The 15,682-nt window shown below is 70.8% G+C and carries 15 protein-coding genes; 8 read left to right on the top strand and 7 right to left on the bottom strand.

The features are described from left to right. Positions 1 to 6: 6 nt before the first annotated feature. Positions 7 to 774 carry a ferritin-like fold-containing protein gene (locus tag ACIRP7_RS18340; protein WP_403660096.1) on the bottom strand — a complete coding sequence of 256 codons (768 nt, stop codon included), beginning with the start codon at positions 772 to 774 and terminating at the stop codon, positions 7 to 9. Positions 775 to 1,261: 487 nt separating this feature from the next. On the opposite strand from ACIRP7_RS18340, the gene ACIRP7_RS18335 reads away from it, so the two are divergent. Both ACIRP7_RS18335 and ACIRP7_RS18330 read left to right on the top strand, forming a co-directional pair. After that, on the top strand, positions 1,262 to 3,835 hold the full coding sequence (locus ACIRP7_RS18335; RefSeq protein ID WP_403660093.1) for a DEAD/DEAH box helicase: 2,574 nt from the start codon (positions 1,262 to 1,264) through the stop codon (positions 3,833 to 3,835). Positions 3,836 to 4,010: 175 nt separating this feature from the next. Continuing rightward, on the top strand, positions 4,011 to 4,880 hold the full coding sequence (locus ACIRP7_RS18330) for an alpha/beta fold hydrolase (protein ID WP_403660089.1): 870 nt from the start codon (positions 4,011 to 4,013) through the stop codon (positions 4,878 to 4,880). A gap of 4 nt (positions 4,881 to 4,884) precedes the next feature. On the opposite strand, the gene ACIRP7_RS18325 is transcribed toward ACIRP7_RS18330, so the two are convergent. Continuing rightward, entirely contained in the window at positions 4,885 to 5,778 is an 894-nt protein-coding gene (locus ACIRP7_RS18325) for an NYN domain-containing protein (protein ID WP_403660085.1), read from the bottom strand. Positions 5,779 to 5,972: 194 nt separating this feature from the next. On the opposite strand from ACIRP7_RS18325, the gene ACIRP7_RS18320 reads away from it, so the two are divergent. Further along, positions 5,973 to 6,125 carry a hypothetical protein gene (locus tag ACIRP7_RS18320; protein ID WP_007384531.1) on the top strand — a complete coding sequence of 51 codons (153 nt, stop codon included), beginning with the start codon at positions 5,973 to 5,975 and terminating at the stop codon, positions 6,123 to 6,125. Between the two features lie 102 nt (positions 6,126 to 6,227). Here the strand turns inward: ACIRP7_RS18320 and ACIRP7_RS18315 are convergent, their stop codons facing one another. The 3 genes from ACIRP7_RS18315 to ACIRP7_RS18305 form a co-directional block, all read right to left on the bottom strand. Next, a complete protein-coding gene (locus ACIRP7_RS18315) occupies positions 6,228 to 6,833 on the bottom strand; it encodes a MarC family protein (protein ID WP_352390309.1) in 606 nt (201 codons plus the stop codon). A 179-nt stretch (positions 6,834 to 7,012) separates the two neighbouring features. Beyond that, positions 7,013 to 7,870: a PHP domain-containing protein gene (locus tag ACIRP7_RS18310; RefSeq protein ID WP_403660082.1), complete on the bottom strand. Its 858-nt coding sequence runs from the start codon at positions 7,868 to 7,870 to the stop codon at positions 7,013 to 7,015. A 102-nt stretch (positions 7,871 to 7,972) separates the two neighbouring features. Then, the gene (locus ACIRP7_RS18305) at positions 7,973 to 8,614 is read right to left on the bottom strand and encodes a DUF6758 family protein (RefSeq protein WP_403660079.1); all 642 of its coding nucleotides are present in this window, start codon (positions 8,612 to 8,614) and stop codon (positions 7,973 to 7,975) included. 171 nt (positions 8,615 to 8,785) lie between these two features. Between ACIRP7_RS18305 and ACIRP7_RS18300 the strand changes: the two genes are divergently transcribed. Next, complete coding sequence (locus ACIRP7_RS18300; RefSeq protein ID WP_403660076.1) at positions 8,786 to 10,045, top strand: MFS transporter; 1,260 nt, start codon at positions 8,786 to 8,788, stop codon at positions 10,043 to 10,045. Positions 10,046 to 10,086: 41 nt separating this feature from the next. Here ACIRP7_RS18300 and ACIRP7_RS18295 read toward each other — a convergent pair whose 3' ends face one another. Further along, on the bottom strand, positions 10,087 to 10,671 hold the full coding sequence (locus ACIRP7_RS18295) for a suppressor of fused domain protein (protein WP_403660073.1): 585 nt from the start codon (positions 10,669 to 10,671) through the stop codon (positions 10,087 to 10,089). A gap of 485 nt (positions 10,672 to 11,156) precedes the next feature. Between ACIRP7_RS18295 and ACIRP7_RS18290 the strand changes: the two genes are divergently transcribed. Both ACIRP7_RS18290 and ACIRP7_RS18285 read left to right on the top strand, forming a co-directional pair. Next, positions 11,157 to 12,275, top strand: a complete 1,119-nt coding sequence (locus tag ACIRP7_RS18290) for a magnesium and cobalt transport protein CorA (protein WP_403660070.1) — start codon at positions 11,157 to 11,159, stop codon at positions 12,273 to 12,275. A gap of 10 nt (positions 12,276 to 12,285) precedes the next feature. Further along, on the top strand, positions 12,286 to 12,795 hold the full coding sequence (locus ACIRP7_RS18285; protein WP_403660067.1) for a hypothetical protein: 510 nt from the start codon (positions 12,286 to 12,288) through the stop codon (positions 12,793 to 12,795). A gap of 15 nt (positions 12,796 to 12,810) precedes the next feature. Here ACIRP7_RS18285 and ACIRP7_RS18280 read toward each other — a convergent pair whose 3' ends face one another. Next, positions 12,811 to 13,557 carry a hypothetical protein gene (locus ACIRP7_RS18280; RefSeq protein WP_403660064.1) on the bottom strand — a complete coding sequence of 249 codons (747 nt, stop codon included), beginning with the start codon at positions 13,555 to 13,557 and terminating at the stop codon, positions 12,811 to 12,813. A gap of 226 nt (positions 13,558 to 13,783) precedes the next feature. Between ACIRP7_RS18280 and ACIRP7_RS18275 the strand changes: the two genes are divergently transcribed. Beyond that, on the top strand, positions 13,784 to 15,061 hold the full coding sequence (locus ACIRP7_RS18275; protein ID WP_352390317.1) for a magnesium transporter MgtE N-terminal domain-containing protein: 1,278 nt from the start codon (positions 13,784 to 13,786) through the stop codon (positions 15,059 to 15,061). Further along, positions 15,051 to 15,671: a DUF1003 domain-containing protein gene (locus ACIRP7_RS18270; RefSeq protein WP_403660061.1), complete on the top strand. Its 621-nt coding sequence runs from the start codon at positions 15,051 to 15,053 to the stop codon at positions 15,669 to 15,671. The genes ACIRP7_RS18275 and ACIRP7_RS18270 overlap by 11 nt, the downstream gene beginning before the upstream one ends. Positions 15,672 to 15,682: the final 11 nt, after the last annotated feature.

Raw genomic sequence — 15,682 nt, 5'->3', positions numbered from 1 at the left:
TGAGCGCTACGCCGCCAGGCCGAGCGCGGCCATCCGCTTGGTGTGCGCCTCGGTGATCCGGGAGAACATCCGCCCCACCTCGGCGAGGTCGAACCCGTCCGCGACGCCCCCGACGAGCATCGTCGACAGCGCGTCCCGGTCCGCGACGACCCGCTGCGACTGCGACAGCGCCTCGCCCATCAACCGCCGCGCCCACAGGGCGAGTCGGCCGCCCACCCGGGGTTCCGCGTCGATCGCCGCCCGCACCTTCTCGACGGCGAACCCGGCGTGTCCGGTGTCGTCGAGGACGGCCAGCACCAGCTCGCGCGAGTCGGTGTCGAGCCGCGCGGCGACCTCCCGGTAGAAGTCACTGGCGATCGAGTCGCCGACGTAGGCCTTGACGAGCCCCTCCAGCCAGTCCGAGGGCGCCGTCTGCCGGTGGAAACCGTCGAGCGCCGCGACGAACGGCTCCATCGCGAGCGTCGGTTCCTCGCCGATCTCCGTCAGCCGGTCGCGCAGCTTCTCGTAGTGGTGGAACTCGGCCGACGCCATCTTCGCCAGCTCCGCCTTGTCGGCCAGCGTCGGCGCCAGCTTCGCGTCCTCCGCGAGCCGCTCGAAGGCCGCCAGCTCGCCGTACGCGAGCGCGCCGAGCAGGTCGACGACCGCGGCTCGGTACTGCGGGTCCGCGGAGGCCTTTGCCCAGTCCTGGGCGGCGACACCGGTGTGCTCGACGGGGGGTTCGGCAGGGGTCTCGGAGGCGTTGTCGGGCTTGTCAGAGGTCGTCATGAAGCGCACAATAGCCCGCTCTCCGGACGGCGGAAGGCCCTGGTCAATCAGTGTGACGACGACTACGTGACCAAATCGGCCATCACATGTGCACGATTCCGGGGTATGGTGGTAATGCGCCTGCTGGTACGACGGCACTTCGTGAGTGTGCCGTACCTCGACAGGCCGCACGTATGAGGATGCCCGGTCGGTGGCCCGATCGGCTCCGACCCGACAAGCCCTCCTCGCCCGTACGGCACAGTGCGTACGGAGTTCGGAGGGGGACCCTCAGCGGTACGAGCGCTAGAGCGTCGGCAGTGGTCCCGTGCCATTACGGCTTAGCCCGTAAGGCAGCCGACGTCCCCAGCACGGTAGACGACCCCCCGCGCTCGCCTCGCACCGCACACACAGAAGAGGCAGCACCCTGACTACGACCTTCCGCGATCTCGGGATTCTGACCGAGACGGCCGAGGCCCTCGAAGCCGTCGGCATCGTCAACCCCTTCCCCATCCAGGAGATGACGCTCCCGGTAGCCCTCTCCGGCTCCGACGTCATCGGCCAGGCCAAGACCGGCACCGGCAAGACGCTGGGCTTCGGCCTCCCGCTCCTCGAGCGCGTCACCGTGCCCGCCGACGTCGAGGCCGGCCGCGCCAAGCCCGAGGATCTGACCGACGCCCCGCAGGCGCTCGTCGTCGTCCCCACGCGCGAGCTGTGCACGCAGGTCACCAACGACCTGCAGACCGCGGGCAAGGTACGCAACGTCCGCGTTCTCGCCATCTACGGCGGCCGTGCCTACGAGCCCCAGGTCGAGGCCCTCAAGAAGGGTGTCGACGTCGTCATCGGCACCCCGGGCCGCCTGCTGGACCTCGCGGGCCAGAAGAAGCTCAACCTCAGCCACATCAAGGCACTCGTCCTCGACGAGGCCGACGAGATGCTCGACCTGGGCTTCCTGCCCGACGTCGAGAAGATCATCAACCTGCTGCCGGCCCGCCGCCAGACCATGCTGTTCTCGGCGACCATGCCGGGCGCGGTCATCAGTCTCGCGCGGCGCTACATGTCGCAGCCCACGCACATCAACGCGACCTCGCCCGACGACGCGGGCAGGACGGTCGCGAACACCAAGCAGCACGTGTACCGCGCGCACAACATGGACAAGCCCGAGATGGTCGCGCGCATACTGCAGGCCGACGGCCGGGGACTGGTCATGGTCTTCTGCCGTACCAAGCGCACCGCGGCCGACCTCGCCGACCAGCTCAAGCAGCGCGGCTTCGCGGCCGGCGCGGTCCACGGCGACCTCGGCCAGGGCGCCCGCGAGCAGGCGCTGCGCGCCTTCCGCAACGGCAAGGTGGACGTGCTCGTCTGCACCGACGTCGCCGCCCGCGGCATCGACGTCGAGGGCGTCACGCACGTCATCAACTACCAGTGCCCCGAAGAGGAGAAGACGTACCTGCACCGCATCGGCCGTACCGGCCGCGCGGGCGCCAAGGGCATCGCGATCACCCTCGTCGACTGGGACGACATCCCGCGCTGGAACCTGATCAACAAGGCGCTGGAGCTCAAGTTCAACGACCCGCCGGAGACGTACTCCACCTCCCCGCACTTCTACGAGGAGCTGAACATCCCCGCGGGCACCAAGGGTGTCCTGCCGCGGGCCGACCGCACCCGTGCCGGGCTCGACGCGGAGGAGCTCGAGGACCTGGGCGAGACGGGCGGACGCGGTGCGCGCGGACGCGGTGACCGTGACCGCGGTGACCGTGACCGTGACCGGGGTCGCGGACGAGCTGGCCGGGACGAGTCCCGCTCCGCCGACCGCGAGCGTCCGGACCGTACGCCGCGCCGTCGCCGTCGTACCCGCAGCGGTACTCCGCTGGAGGCCGGCGCCCCCGCCGAGGCGGTCGCCCCGGAGGCGGTCGCTCCGTCGGAGACCACCGCGGTCGAGGACGCCATCACCACCCGCACCCCGCGCCGCCGTCGCCGCACCCGCGGTGCGGCGTCCGACTCGGCGCCGGCCACGGCGACCACGGCAGCGGTGACGGCCGAGCCGGCCGTGTCCGAGGCCGCGGAATCCGCCGTCACCACGGCGGAGGGTCCGTCCCTCGACACCGAGGCCCCGGCCAAGCCGCGCCGCCGCCGGACCCGCAAGTCCGCGGAGACGCCGGCCGCGGTGGAGACGGTCGTGGAGACCCCGCCGGTCACGGAGGCCGCCCCGGTCGCCGAGACCGCCCCGGTGGAGGCCCCGGCCACGAAGCCGCGCCGCACCCGCAAGACGGCTGCGGCGGCTCCCGCCGAAGCCGCCGTGGACACGGCCGAGGCCGCGGAGACCAAGCCGCGCCGCACTCGCAAGACGGCCGCCGCGGCTCCCGCCGCCGAAGCCGCCGTGGACAGCGCGGAGGGCACGGTCACCAAGCCGCGCCGCACCCGCAAGACCACGGCCACCGCCGAGGCCGTCACGGACACGGCCGAGGCCAAGCCCCGCCGCACCCGCAAGACCGCGACCGCGGCTACGACGCCCGCCGAGACCGCGGTGGACACGGCCGAGGCCGCCGAGGCCAAGCCGCGCCGCACTCGCAAGACGGCCGCCGCGGCTCCCGCCGCCGAAGCCGCCGTTAACACCGCGGAGGGCACGGTCACCAAGCCGCGCCGCACCCGCAAGACCGCCGAGCCGGCCGTGACCGCCGAGATCCCGGCCCAGGCGGTCCCGGAGGCGGCCGAGGTCGCCGAGGTGGTCAAGCCGCGGCGTACGCGGAAGACGGCGAGCACCGCGAAGGCGGCCGAGGCGGCCGTGGACACCGCGGAAGGCACGGTCACCAAGCCGCGCCGCACCCGCAAGACCACAGCGGCCCCGGCAGAGACCGCGGCCGACACGGCGGAGACCGCGGAGGTCAAGCCGCGCCGCACCCGTAAGACCGCGGCCACCGCCGAGGTCGTCACGGACACGGCCGAGGCCAAGCCCCGTCGGCGTACCACCCGCAAGGCCGCCGAGCCCGTGGTGACCGCCGACATCCCGGCCCAGGCGGACCAGGAGCCGAAGGCTGCCGCACCGCGCCGCCGGACCCGCAAGACGGCCGCCGCGGAGCCCGCGGACAGCTGATCCCGACGCCGACGGCCCGGTCCCTTCACCAGGGGCCGGGCCGTCGGCGTTCCTGGCACCGGCCGTGACAGCCGCCGCCGAACCCACAACCGTCCGAACGGCACCCCGTGGCGCCTCTCGGCCCCCCCTACGCCGCCGGGCCCCCACCCCCGCCCGCCCGGGATACCCTCACCCGGTGAGCACCCGAGCCGTCTTCACCCCGCCGCCCGGCGCCCGCGTCCATCCGCTGCGCACCGCCCGCGGGGAGTTCGCGGTCGTGGATTCGGCCGTGGCTCCCGGTGTCGCCGCCAAGGGCACCGCGCTGCTGCTGCCCGGGTTCACGGGCAGCAAGGAGGACTTCACGCTGCTCCACGAACCGCTCACCGCGCGCGGGTACCGGGTCGTGGCCGTGGACGGGCGGGGGCAGTTCGAGTCGGACGGGCCGGAGAGAGACGAATCCGCTTACGCGCGAGTCGAGTTGGCGCGGGACGTGCTCGCCCAGACCGCCGCCCTCGACACTCCCCTGCACCTGGTCGGGCATTCCCTGGGCGGTCAGATCGCGCGGGCCGCCGTACTGCTCGACCACTCCCCCTTCCTCTCCTTCACCCTCGTCTCCTCGGGGCCCGCGCAGATCTCCGACTCCCAGCAGCAGCGGGTGAAGCTGCTGCGGGACGCGCTCGGTGTGATGACGATGGCCGAGGTGTGGGACGCGATCCTGGCCATGGGCCCGCCGGAGGATGTCGGCGGCCCCGTCAAGGGCGTCGGGGACATCGCACAGCTCCGCCGCCGCTGGCTCGGCAACAAGCCGGCCCAACTCCTGGCGACCGGACGTCAGTTGTGCACGGAACCGGACCTGGTCGGCGAACTCGCCGCCGTCCCGCTGCCGTTCCACGTCCTGTCCGGCTCACAGGACGACACCTGGCCGGTCCCTCTCCTCGACGACATGGCCGTACGACTGCGCGCCCGCCGCACGGTGATCCCGGGAGCCGACCACTCCCCCAACGCCGACCAGCCCCTCCCCACCGCCCACGCCCTGGCCGACTTCTGGGACACGGTCGGCCACTGAGCGGTCAGTACTGCCCCTGCAGGTGCTCCCAGAACCCGTCCCGCAGCGACCGCCGCAGATCGGCCTGCCCCCGCAGGGAGTACTGGAGAAGTCCCTCCGCCTCCACCAGCAGGTCCTGGTCGACCGAGCCCGGAAGAATGGGGTGGCCGCGCAGGAGGTCCTGCAGTGCCGCCCGCCCCCGCTCCGCGAGCCACTTCGCGGCGATCTGGGCGCCCACGAAGCGGACGGCGTCACGGGTGGGGCGGGTGGCCGTCGCCTCGTAGGGACCGGCGGCCCGCCGGGAGACGTACGGCTTGAAGAAGTCGAGGTCGAGGGTGCGCTGGCTGTCGACCTCCCACAGGAGCGGTTCCGCCTGGTTGCGGCCCTCCGGTGCCTCGATGCCCCACAGGTGGACACGGGCGCCGTAGCCCTGGGCCGCCTCGACCGCCGAGACCAGGTCCTCGTCCCCGCCCAGGAGCGCGGCGTCGCTGATCGCGCGGTGCCGGGCCAGGGACTCCAGGTCGGAGCGGATCAGCGAGTCGACGCCCTTCTGCTGGTTGTTGGCGTTGAGGTTGCCCAACCGGACCTTGACGTCCGGGAGTTCGGCGATGGACTGCTGCTCCGCGGTGTGGATACGGCGTCTCGCGCCGTCGTACCAGTAGACCCTCAGCAGTCTGCTGTCCGCGAAGATGGTCCGGGCCCGGTCGATGAGGGCCTCGATCAGGCCCTCGGTGTCGAGCTCGAAGGCGCGACGGTCCTCGGTGCCGGCGACGAGTCGCCCCGCGGCCGCGTAGAGATATCCCGCGTCGACGAAGATCGCATGCGTCGAGGGCGTCTTCGCCACCTCGGCGAGCATGCGCGTGAGCAGCTCGTTGGTGCGGTCGATGCGGGCGCTCAGGGGCGCCAGGTCGTCGTTCATCGCCACCATTGTCCCGGCGGTCACGCTGCGAACACAACCGGTCCCAAGGAGTCTCCGAAGACTCGCTTACCGGCCAGTAGTTAGCTGTTCGAAAAATTTCTTTAGCGTAGGGAATGTTTGTAACACACGCCCCGTTGACTACCTGTGTACGCAGTAATTCTCCGCAGGAGGATGACCAGACGAAGGGAGAAGCCATGCGCTTCGAAATCATGCGACTCGACGACGTCGACGGCACGCCCGTGGACAGCACTGTCGTGGACGCCGCCTCCGTCAACCGGATCGTTCAGCAGGCCGCCGCGATAGGACAGCGGCTCTGGATCCGTCCGGCCGACACCTCGGCCTCATAACCGGAACAGTACAGACGCGGATCACCGCTGAAGCTTCAGAGCCCCCGCCAGGCATCGACGCCGGGCGGGGGCTCTGCGCGTGCCGCGAGCAACCCGAGGAGCTCAGCTCCCCTGGACGACCTGGGTGATCCCGTTGATGATCTGCTGCACGGCGATCGCGGAGAGCATCATGCCCGCGAGCCGGGTCACGAGCACGACACCGCCGTCCTTGATGACCCGGATGATCAGCAGCGAGTACCGCATCACCACCCACAGCACGACATGGATGGCGAGGATGGCCGTCCACACCGAGACCTGGGTGGCGACGCTGTGGGCCTTCTGCACGGCGAGGATGACGGAGACGATCGCACCGGGACCCGCGAGCAGCGGCATGCCCAGGGGGACGAGTGCCACGTTGACGTCCTTGGTCTGCTTCGGCTCGTCCGTCTTGCCGGTGAGCAGGTCGAGCGCGATCAGCAGGAGCAGCAGCCCGCCCGCGATCATCAGCGCGGGCACGGACACGTGCAGATAGTTCAGGATCTGGTGCCCCAGGAGCCCGAAGACGGCGATGACACCGCCGGCCACACAGACGGCCTGGAAAGCCATCCGCTTCTGCACCTTGCCGGGCCGGCCGGCGGTCAGCGCGAGGAAGATCGGGGTGATCCCGGGGGGATCCATGATGACGAACAGGGTGAGGAAGAGCGAGCCGAAGACGGCGACGTCGAACATGACGGAACTGGCCTTACAGAAGGGGTGAACACGGAACCGTGAACGGGCGACGGCCCACGGCGCCGGGTACGGGGACACGGAGCTGGTGACGGCCTGCGGCGCCGGGCACGGAGCAGCCGAGCGGGGCACAGGCCTGGTGACGCGAGGTGCGGTGTGGTGCGGGAATGCGGCGCCGGGCCTCAGATTCCGCCGGTCCCGGGAACGGGAAACGCACCCGTCGCCCGTCGCGTGATCTCCCCGTACACCTCGGGGTCCGTCGTGTACTCGCCGAGGGCGACCGTCTTGCGGCTGCCGTGGTAGTCGCTGGACCCGGTGACGAACAGCCCCAGATCGGCGGCCAGCCCGCGCAGCCGTACGCGGGTGTCCTCGTCGTGGTCCATGTGGTCGACCTCGATGCCGTCGAGACCGGCGGCGGCCATCTCGGCGATCGCGGACTCCGGGACGGTGTGACCGCGCTTGCTCGCGCCCGGGTGGGCGAACACGGTGACGCCGCCGGCGCCCTTGACCAGCCGGATCGCCTCGAAGGGGTCGCTCTCGTGCTTGGCCACGTGGGCACGGCCTCCGTCGGCCAGCCAGTCGGTCGTGAACGCGTCGTTCACGCTCGCCACGACCCCCGCCTCGACGAGAGCGGTGGCGACATGCGGCCGCCCGACGGACCCGTCCCCGGCGATCCGCGCCACCTGCTCCCAGGTGACCGGCACACCCAACTCCTGAAGCCGGGCCACCATCGCGCGCGCCCGAGGCACCCGGTCGTCCCGCACCAGCTCCCGCTCGGCGAGCAGCTCCGGCTCCTCGGGATCGAACAGGTAGGCCAGCATGTGCATGGACACCCCGTCGATCCGGCAGGACAGCTCGGCCCCGGTGACCAGGGTCAGCCCCGGGGGCAGCGCGGCGATGGCCTCGCCGTGGCCGCGGGTCGTGTCGTGATCGGTGAGGGCGACGACGTCCAGCCCGGCAGCGGCGGCGTTGCGCACCAGCTCGGCGGGCGTGTCGGTTCCGTCGGACGCCGTGGAGTGGCAGTGCAGGTCGATACGCACGACGCGGGCTCCAGACGCTGACGGAACAGAAGAGGACGCTCAAGGATAACCGGATTTTCCGACTCCCCTGTCACACCCGCAGCGGGGGTGCGCCCCCTACAGTCAGGGCTTCAGCAGCCGGGGGGACAGCGCTCCGCAGGGCACCAGTTCCACTTCGGCGCCGGCGTCCCGCAGATCCGTCAGGACCAGCTCGTCGTACATCAGCAACCCGGACTGCTCGGGCCACACCACGGCCCACAGCCACAGCCCCAGCGCCTCGCCCGCGAACACCGCCCGGTCCTCCGGCGCCCCGGAGACATGCCACAGCGGAGTCGGCCGGCCGCCGGCGAGCACCTTGGCCTGCGGCGGTTTCTCCACGCTCATGTACGGCCCCGGGTCCGGTCCGTCGATGCCCGCGTAGCGCGCTCCGAGCCCGACGCCGAGCTCCTCGGCCACGAGGATCAGCTCGCCGACACCGCCGAGCGGTCCGGGTCCCGTGCACGCCACCGCGGTGGCGCGGCCGCCGCTGCGGTCGTCGCCCGCGCAGGCCACGCCCGTGAACAGCCAGCCCACCGGCAGCGGCCACGGCATCCACACCGGTACCTGCGTGCGATGCACCACGACTTCGAGGGCCTCGACGCTGGGCGGGATCACGGGCTGCAGCGGATGCACCGTCCCGTGCACGTCGCACTGCCAGGAATCGGCGAAGAGTCCGGGAGCCCTGACCCGGCCACCACACTTCGGGCAACTGGGTTCGCCCCTCATAGGGCCCCACGGTCCTACCCTCACTCCGCCACGTCAAGGACGATCACCCGTCCGGACGGAACCGGTTCACGCGGGCACTACCGGAAACGACTAGATGTAGCTTGCATTATTTAGCCGACCTAACTTAGTATGTGCATATACCAACTATCTCAGTGGAGTGGAGGAACGACCATGGACCCCTTCGATGCGGGAGCCGGCGGCATCCTGCGCCAGCCGAAGGCCGTATGGGCGACGGCGGGCGCCTCCGTCGTCGCCTTCATGGGCATCGGACTCGTGGACCCGATCCTGCCGTCGATCGCCCAGGGCCTGGACGCCACGGCGAGTCAGGTCTCCCTCCTGTTCACCTCGTACTTCCTGATCACCGCGATCGCGATGCTGGTCACCGGCTTCGTCTCCAGCCGCATCGGCGGCAAGAAGACGCTGCTGCTCGGCCTCGCCCTCGTCGTGGTCTTCGCGGGGCTCGCGGGCACCTCGGGCTCGGTCCAGGAGCTGGTCGGCTTCCGGGCCGGCTGGGGTCTGGGCAACGCCCTGTTCGTCTCCACGGCCCTCGCCGTCATCGTCGGCGCGGCGGCCGGCGGCAGCGCGGCGGCGATCCTGCTGTACGAGTCCGCCCTCGGCCTCGGCATGGCGTGCGGCCCGCTGCTCGGCGCCCTGCTCGGCGACGCCAGCTGGCGCTACCCGTTCTTCGGCACGGCCTTCCTGATGGCGATCGGCTTCCTGTGCGTCACGGTGTTCCTGAAGGAGCAGCCGAAGCCGGCCCGCAAGACGTCCCTGCTCGACCCGATCAAGGCCCTCGGCCACGGCGGGCTCGCCTCGGCCGCGGTGTCGTCCTTCTTCTACAACTACACGTTCTTCACCGTGCTGGCCTTCACCCCGTTCGTGCTGGACATGACCCCGTACAAGTCGGGTGCCGTGTTCTTCGCCTGGGGTGTGCTGCTCGCCGTCTTCTCGGTGTTCGTCGCGCCGCGTCTCCAGGAGCGGTTCGGCTCCCTGAAGGTGCTCGGCGGCTCGCTCGTGCTGCTCGCCCTCGACGTGCTCGTCCTCGGCTACGGCAACCACACCGCGGCCATCGTCTGCACGATCCTGTCCGGCGCCTTCATCGGCGTGAACAACACGGTCTACACGGAGCTGGCGCTCGGCGTGTCGGACGCCCCGCGGCCCGTGGCGAGCGCGGGCTACAACTTCGTGCGCTGGTTCGCGGCGGCCGCGGCGCCCTACTTCGCGCCGAAGATCGAGGAGTGGACCGACATCCACATCCCGTTCGTGGTGGCCGCGGTGACCGCGGTGCTGGGCGCGCTCGTGGTCGTCGTACGGCGCAAGGCGCTCACCCTCCCCCACTCTCGGCTTCGCTCGAGCGGGGGGACCCCCATGGCGGAGGAGCTGGAGCCGAGGCACGCGACCGAGGACAGTGTGGCCGTCTTCGCCAACTGACGGCTTCCGGCCACCGCTTGGTGACCTTGCTCACGCGAGGCTCACTCCAGCGGGACGGACTTGCGGGACGGATCCCGAAGGTCCGTCCCGTTCGTCAGCCAGCGCTCCTGGAGGGCCTGCGCGCCGTGCACGCGCTTCCAGGCGGCCTCGTTGGGAGTCATGGGGAGCAACGGCAGGAAGTGGACCGGGTCGAGGGGCTCGTCGAGCTCCAGGTCCTCGACCAGGCCGCCCGGCTCGGCGACCAGGACCGAGGTGAACGGGGCGCCCGGCCACAGGGGTTCACCCACGTCGAGCGAGGCACCCGGCGCCACGACCACGCCCTCGACCTGCGGGGACGCGGCGAGCACGGCGAGCGGGCGGAGCACCTTGTCGGTGTCGGCGAGGCCTGCCCGTACGGAGAGGACGAGCTCGGCGCGCGGGCCCTTGACCGGGTCGGCGAGCATCGCGGTGGGGTCGCCCATCGGCTGGGCGGACATGCCGAGGGTGGCGTAGCGGACGACGTCCCCGTCGGTGAAGCGGAGCACCTCGATGCGGTCCGTGCCGAGGAAGGTGACCGCCGCGCGCGCGTCCGGCTCGCCCAGCGCGCTGCGCAACCGGGCCTCGACCAGAGGAAGAACATCTGCCATGCGGCGAGCATAGAACTCGTCAGTACCGGGCAAAGCAGCCCCTTGACACTTCGGCCTGCTGGTACTCTGGCCCGGTCGTCGGGGCAGCACGCAGAAGCGTCGCGCATCGAGTCCCGACGCCTTGTGAGACTCCCTTACGGGAATGGATCGTCCCTTACGAGGGACCGGCCGGAGGAGGTGGGGCTGTCATGGATCGAAGTCGACCTGGTAGTACCACTCGTTCTTCCGGCCGCTGATGCAGCTCTGTGACTTTCGGCAACCGCCGCCTCTCACGTTCGCGTCTTCGTGCGGAAGAGCACTTCGTTCGTTTTGCCTGATCTGTCTGATCGCCAGCAGTAGCTGAATCAGTAACGAAGTCCGCCACCGCGATGGTGCGGTGCTCCCCGCTTTGTGGACGTGCCAAACACCCACAGCAGGACGTCCTCATTCCGGGTAGTTCCACCCGTCGCCGGGGCCCTTTGTTGCCCGTCACGAAGGAGCCTGCCATGTCGATGATCCGTGACCTGCGTGCAGCCGTGCGTCCGTCGCGTCCCTCGCTGCGCAAGGACACCGGCGCGTACGACGCGACGCGCGACCCCTCGACGCCCTCGGCCGTCGTCGACTGCGCCGTCTACCGCGACGGCCGGCGCGTGGCGACCGACCAGCAGCTGAGTCCGCACGAGGCGATGCGCCAGGTGCGCCGTGACGGCGGGTTCGTGTGGATCGGCCTGCACGAGCCCAGCGAAGCCGAATTCTCCGGTATCGCCGGGGAGTTCGGGCTCCACCCGCTCGCCGTCGAGGACGCCGTCCAGGCCCACCAGCGGCCCAAGCTGGAGCGCTACGACGACTCCCTGTTCACCGTCTTCAAGACCATCCACTACGTCGAGCACGACGAACTCACCGCCAACAGCGAGATCGTCGAGACCGGCGAGGTCATGTGCTTCACCGGCCGGGACTTCTTCATCACCGTCCGGCACGGCGGCCAGGGCTCGCTCAGGGCGCTGCGCCACCGCCTCCAGGACGACCCCGAACTGCTCGCCAAGGGCCCTTCGGCGGTGCTGCACTCGATCGCCGACCATGTCGTCGACGGCTATGTCGCGGTCGCCGACGCGGTGCAGGACGACATCGACGAGGTCGAGACCGAGGTGTTCACCCCGGGACGCGGTAACAAGGTCTCCCGCGGTGTCGACTCGGCCCGGATCTACCAGCTCAAGCGTGAGGTACTGGAGTTCAAGCGGGCCGTCGCCCCGCTGCTGCGGCCCATGCAGCTGCTCAGCGAGCGGCCGATGCGGCTCGTGGACCCCGACATCCAGAAGTACTTCCGGGACGTCGCCGACCACCTCGCCCGGGTCCAGGAGCAGGTCCTCGGCTTCGACGAGCTCCTCAACTCCATCCTCCAGGCCAACCTCGCGCAGGCGTCCGTCGCCCAGAACGAGGACATGCGCAAGATCACGTCGTGGGCCGCGATCATCGCCGTACCGACGATGGTGTGCGGGGTCTACGGCATGAACTTCGACTACATGCCGGAGACCCACTGGAAGCTCGGCTATCCCGTGATCATGGCGATCACCGGCGTCATCTGCATGGGCATCCACCGCACCCTCAAGCGCAACGGCTGGCTCTAGGGTGGGCGTCATGACACGTGAGCTGCTCGACCGGGCCCTCGTCGAGGAGGCCACGAAGAAGTCCGGCCTCATCTGGGTCAGGGGACCCGGCGGCCCGGCCCGCGCCCTGTGGCACGTGTGGCATGAAGGTGCCGCGTGCCTGGTGGGCGACGGGCCCGGGGAGCAGCCGCTGCCCGGACTGGCCGACCAGGGCGGCGCCGAGGTGACCGTCCGCAGCAAGGACAAGGGGGGCCGGCTGGTCTCCTGGGCGGCGACAGTCGTCGAACTGGCGCCCGGGTCCGAGGCGTGGCAGGCGGCGGTCGCCGAACTCAAGGGGAAACGGCTGAACGCCCCCGACGGCGAGGCCATGACGGACCGTTGGTCCCGCGAGTGCCGGGTGCTCCGGCTCGAACCGACCGGGGTCACGGCGGCGCTGCCCGACGGCGACCTGGCCGAACCGCCGCTGCCGACGACGGCGACCACGCGTGAGCCGATCCCCGCGGGGCTGCCGCGGCTGCTGATGAAACGGCGCAAACGCTAGGACCCGGCAGCCGTGTCAGGACGCCGGCAGCTGCTTGCCGTAGTCGACCGTCTCGTCCTTGCCCGGTTCGGCCAGGGAGAACTTCTTGCCCCAGGCCGAGAAGGTCAGCGTGCCCGCGCCGCCCGCCCGGGCCAGTCGCAGGGGGTACGGCTGCCCCTCCAAAGAGACGTCCAGCGTGCCGCCGTCCCCCTGGTCACCCGTGATGCGGATCGTGCGGGTACCCGCCTGCTCGTGGTGGCCGTCGGTGTCCAGGCTGCCGTGCAGCGTCAGAAGCCCGTCGAGGAGAACGTCCTTGTCCGTGAAACCGCTGAACTTCTTGTACGCCGGGTCGCCCGACGGCACCTTCACGTACTTGCCGTCGAGCTTGCCGGCGGCCGCGTCCGTGTCCTCACCCTTGTCGTCGGCCTGGGTCCAGAAGCCCGCGTCGGCCTTCAGATACAGCTCCTCGCCGATCCGCAGCAGCTGGAAGGTGCTCCCCTCCGCGGTGACCGATCCGGAGCCGCCGGCGGAACTCAGGCGCATGTCGAGCCGGTATGTACGGCCGCTGGTGACCACGTTCCCCGACAGGCGCAGCGCGTCGGCGGACTCAGCGGCCGCCCGCGTCTTCGACTGGATCTGCTCGGCGGGCAGTTTGCCGACCCCGTTGGTGCCCGCGTCGGGATCCTCGCTGCAGCCCGTCAGGCCCGTTCCCATGACGACCAGGGCGCACATCGCGCCCACCACAACGGTCCTGCGGGCACGGCCCGGGGGAATCGCGGTCACAGGTGGGGCTGCCTTTCCGACGAGGGTCCTTCAGCGGCGTACGGCAGCGTACCGGGGCCCGGAGCCCCGGGCGGAGCCAGCTCGTCCGGAGCGCTCACCAGGGCGGATCCGATCGGTACGGGCTAGCCTTAAGCCCTCCCGAGCGGGCAATCCGGACAACGAACGACGAACGAAACACCCCGTACGCACCCCCGTACGCGGCCTCGTACGCAAAGGAAGCACAGCCATGGCAGCGGGAGCCCCCCGGATCTTCGTCTCGCACCTCGCCGGTGTCGCCGTCTTCGATCCCAACGGCGACCAGGTGGGCCGCGTGCGCGATCTGGTCGTCGTGCTGCGCGTGGGGCGCCGGCCGCCCCGGGTGCTCGGTCTCGTCGTCGAACTGTCCACCCGGCGCCGCATCTTCCTGGCCATGACCCGGGTGACGAGCATCGAGTCCGGTCAGGTCATCACCACCGGCGTGCTCAACGTCCGCCGCTTCGAACAACGGCCCACCGAGCGCCTGGTCTTCGGTGAGCTGCTCGACCGGCGTGTGACGCTCGTGGAGTCCGGCGAACAGGCCACCGTCCTCGATGTATCGGTGCAGCAGCTGCCGGCCCGCCGGGACTGGGAGATCGACCGTGTCTTCGTCCGCAAGGGCGGCAAGGGCGGGGCGTTCCGGCGCAAGGGTGAGGCGCTGACCGTCGAGTGGTCCGCCGTCACCGGCTTCACGCTGGAGGAGCACGGGCAGGGCGCCGAGAGCCTCCTGGCCACCTTCGAGCAGCTGCGCGCGGCCGACCTCGCCAACGTCCTGCACCACCTCTCCGCCAAGCGGCGCGCCGAGGTGGCCGCCGCTCTCGACGACGACCGCCTGGCCGACGTACTGGAAGAGCTCCCCGAGGACGACCAGATCGAGATCCTCGGCAAGCTGAAGGAGGAGCGGGCCGCCGACGTCCTGGAGGCCATGGACCCCGACGACGCGGCCGACCTGCTCTCCGAGCTCCCCACGGAGGAGCAGGAGCGGCTGCTGAGCCTGATGCAGCCCGGCGACGCGGCCGACATGCGGCGCCTGATGGCGTACGAGGAGCACACCGCCGGCGGTCTGATGACGACGGAACCGATCGTCCTGCGGCCGGACGCGACCGTCGCCGACGCGCTCGCCCGCGTCCGCAACCCCGACCTGTCCCCCGCCCTGGCCGCCCAGGTGTACGTGTGCCGCGCCCCCGACGAGACGCCGACCGGCAAGTACCTCGGCACGGTCCACTTCCAGCGGCTGCTGCGCGACCCGCCGTACACCCTCGTCAGCTCCATGGTCGACGACGACCTGCAGGCCCTGGACCCGGACGCGACGCTTCCGGTCATCGCCGGGTTCTTCGCGACGTACGACATGGTCGCGGCCCCCGTGGTCGACGACTCGGGCTCGCTGCTCGGCGCGGTGACCGTGGACGACGTACTGGACCACATGCTGCCGGAGGACTGGCGGGAGACGGAGTTCGACGCGGAGGGGGTGGCCCACGATGACGCCTGAGCGCGAGACCCCGAACCGCGAGCGCGCCACTTCCGGTGTCCGGGAGCGCACGCCCGTCGGCGCCACGGCGACCGGACGCACCCGCGCCCGCCTCGACCAGCCCCGCCCGCCGCGCCGTCGGCTGCTGCCCGAGTGGGATCCGGAGGCGTTCGGGCGGCTGTCGGAGCGGATCGCCCGCTTCCTGGGCACCGGGCGGTTCATCGTGTGGATGACGGTCGTCATCATCGCGTGGGTGCTGTGGAACATCTTCGCGCCCGGCGATCTGCGCTTCGACAACTACCCGTTCATCTTCCTCACCCTGATGCTGTCCCTCCAGGCCTCCTACGCCGCCCCGCTGATCCTGCTCGCGCAGAACCGGCAGGACGACCGGGACCGGGTCAACCTCGAACAGGACCGCAAGCAGAACGAGCGGTCCATCGCGGACACCGAGTATCTGACCCGCGAGATCGCCTCGCTCAGGATCGGCCTCGGGGAGGTGGCGACCCGTGACTGGATCCGCTCGGAGCTGCAGGACCTGATGAAGGAGCTGGAGGCCAGGCAGGACGGTCACGGTGCATTCCCGGCAGAACGGTCGGAACGGCCGTCGGGACGTGACGCAGAAGACCGCTGAAGGCCTTACTG

It is taken from the genome of Streptomyces sp. NPDC102270 (assembly GCF_044766405.1).
GTDB lineage: Bacteria > Actinomycetota > Actinomycetes > Streptomycetales > Streptomycetaceae > Streptomyces.
Note: the sequence above shows the minus strand (reverse complement) of the source record. Positions and strands in the feature narration are given on the sequence as shown.

Bases quoted from the DNA above. Each gene is read 5' to 3' on its own strand.
- ACIRP7_RS18335 (WP_403660093.1), top strand. From the start codon at position 1,262: ATGACGCTCCCGGTAGCCCTCTCCGGCTCCGACGTCATCGGCCAGGCC.
- ACIRP7_RS18325 (WP_403660085.1), bottom strand. From the start codon at position 5,778: ATGAACGACGACCTGGCGCCCCTGAGCGCCCGCATCGACCGCACCAAC.
- ACIRP7_RS18320 (WP_007384531.1), top strand. From the start codon at position 5,973: ATGCGCTTCGAAATCATGCGACTCGACGACGTCGACGGCACGCCCGTG.
- ACIRP7_RS18315 (WP_352390309.1), bottom strand. From the start codon at position 6,833: ATGTTCGACGTCGCCGTCTTCGGCTCGCTCTTCCTCACCCTGTTCGTC.
- ACIRP7_RS18305 (WP_403660079.1), bottom strand. From the start codon at position 8,614: ATGAGGGGCGAACCCAGTTGCCCGAAGTGTGGTGGCCGGGTCAGGGCT.
- ACIRP7_RS18300 (WP_403660076.1), top strand. From the start codon at position 8,786: ATGGACCCCTTCGATGCGGGAGCCGGCGGCATCCTGCGCCAGCCGAAG.
- ACIRP7_RS18295 (WP_403660073.1), bottom strand. From the start codon at position 10,671: ATGGCAGATGTTCTTCCTCTGGTCGAGGCCCGGTTGCGCAGCGCGCTG.
- ACIRP7_RS18290 (WP_403660070.1), top strand. From the start codon at position 11,157: ATGTCGATGATCCGTGACCTGCGTGCAGCCGTGCGTCCGTCGCGTCCC.
- ACIRP7_RS18285 (WP_403660067.1), top strand. From the start codon at position 12,286: ATGACACGTGAGCTGCTCGACCGGGCCCTCGTCGAGGAGGCCACGAAG.
- ACIRP7_RS18275 (WP_352390317.1), top strand. From the start codon at position 13,784: ATGGCAGCGGGAGCCCCCCGGATCTTCGTCTCGCACCTCGCCGGTGTC.
- ACIRP7_RS18270 (WP_403660061.1), top strand. From the start codon at position 15,051: ATGACGCCTGAGCGCGAGACCCCGAACCGCGAGCGCGCCACTTCCGGT.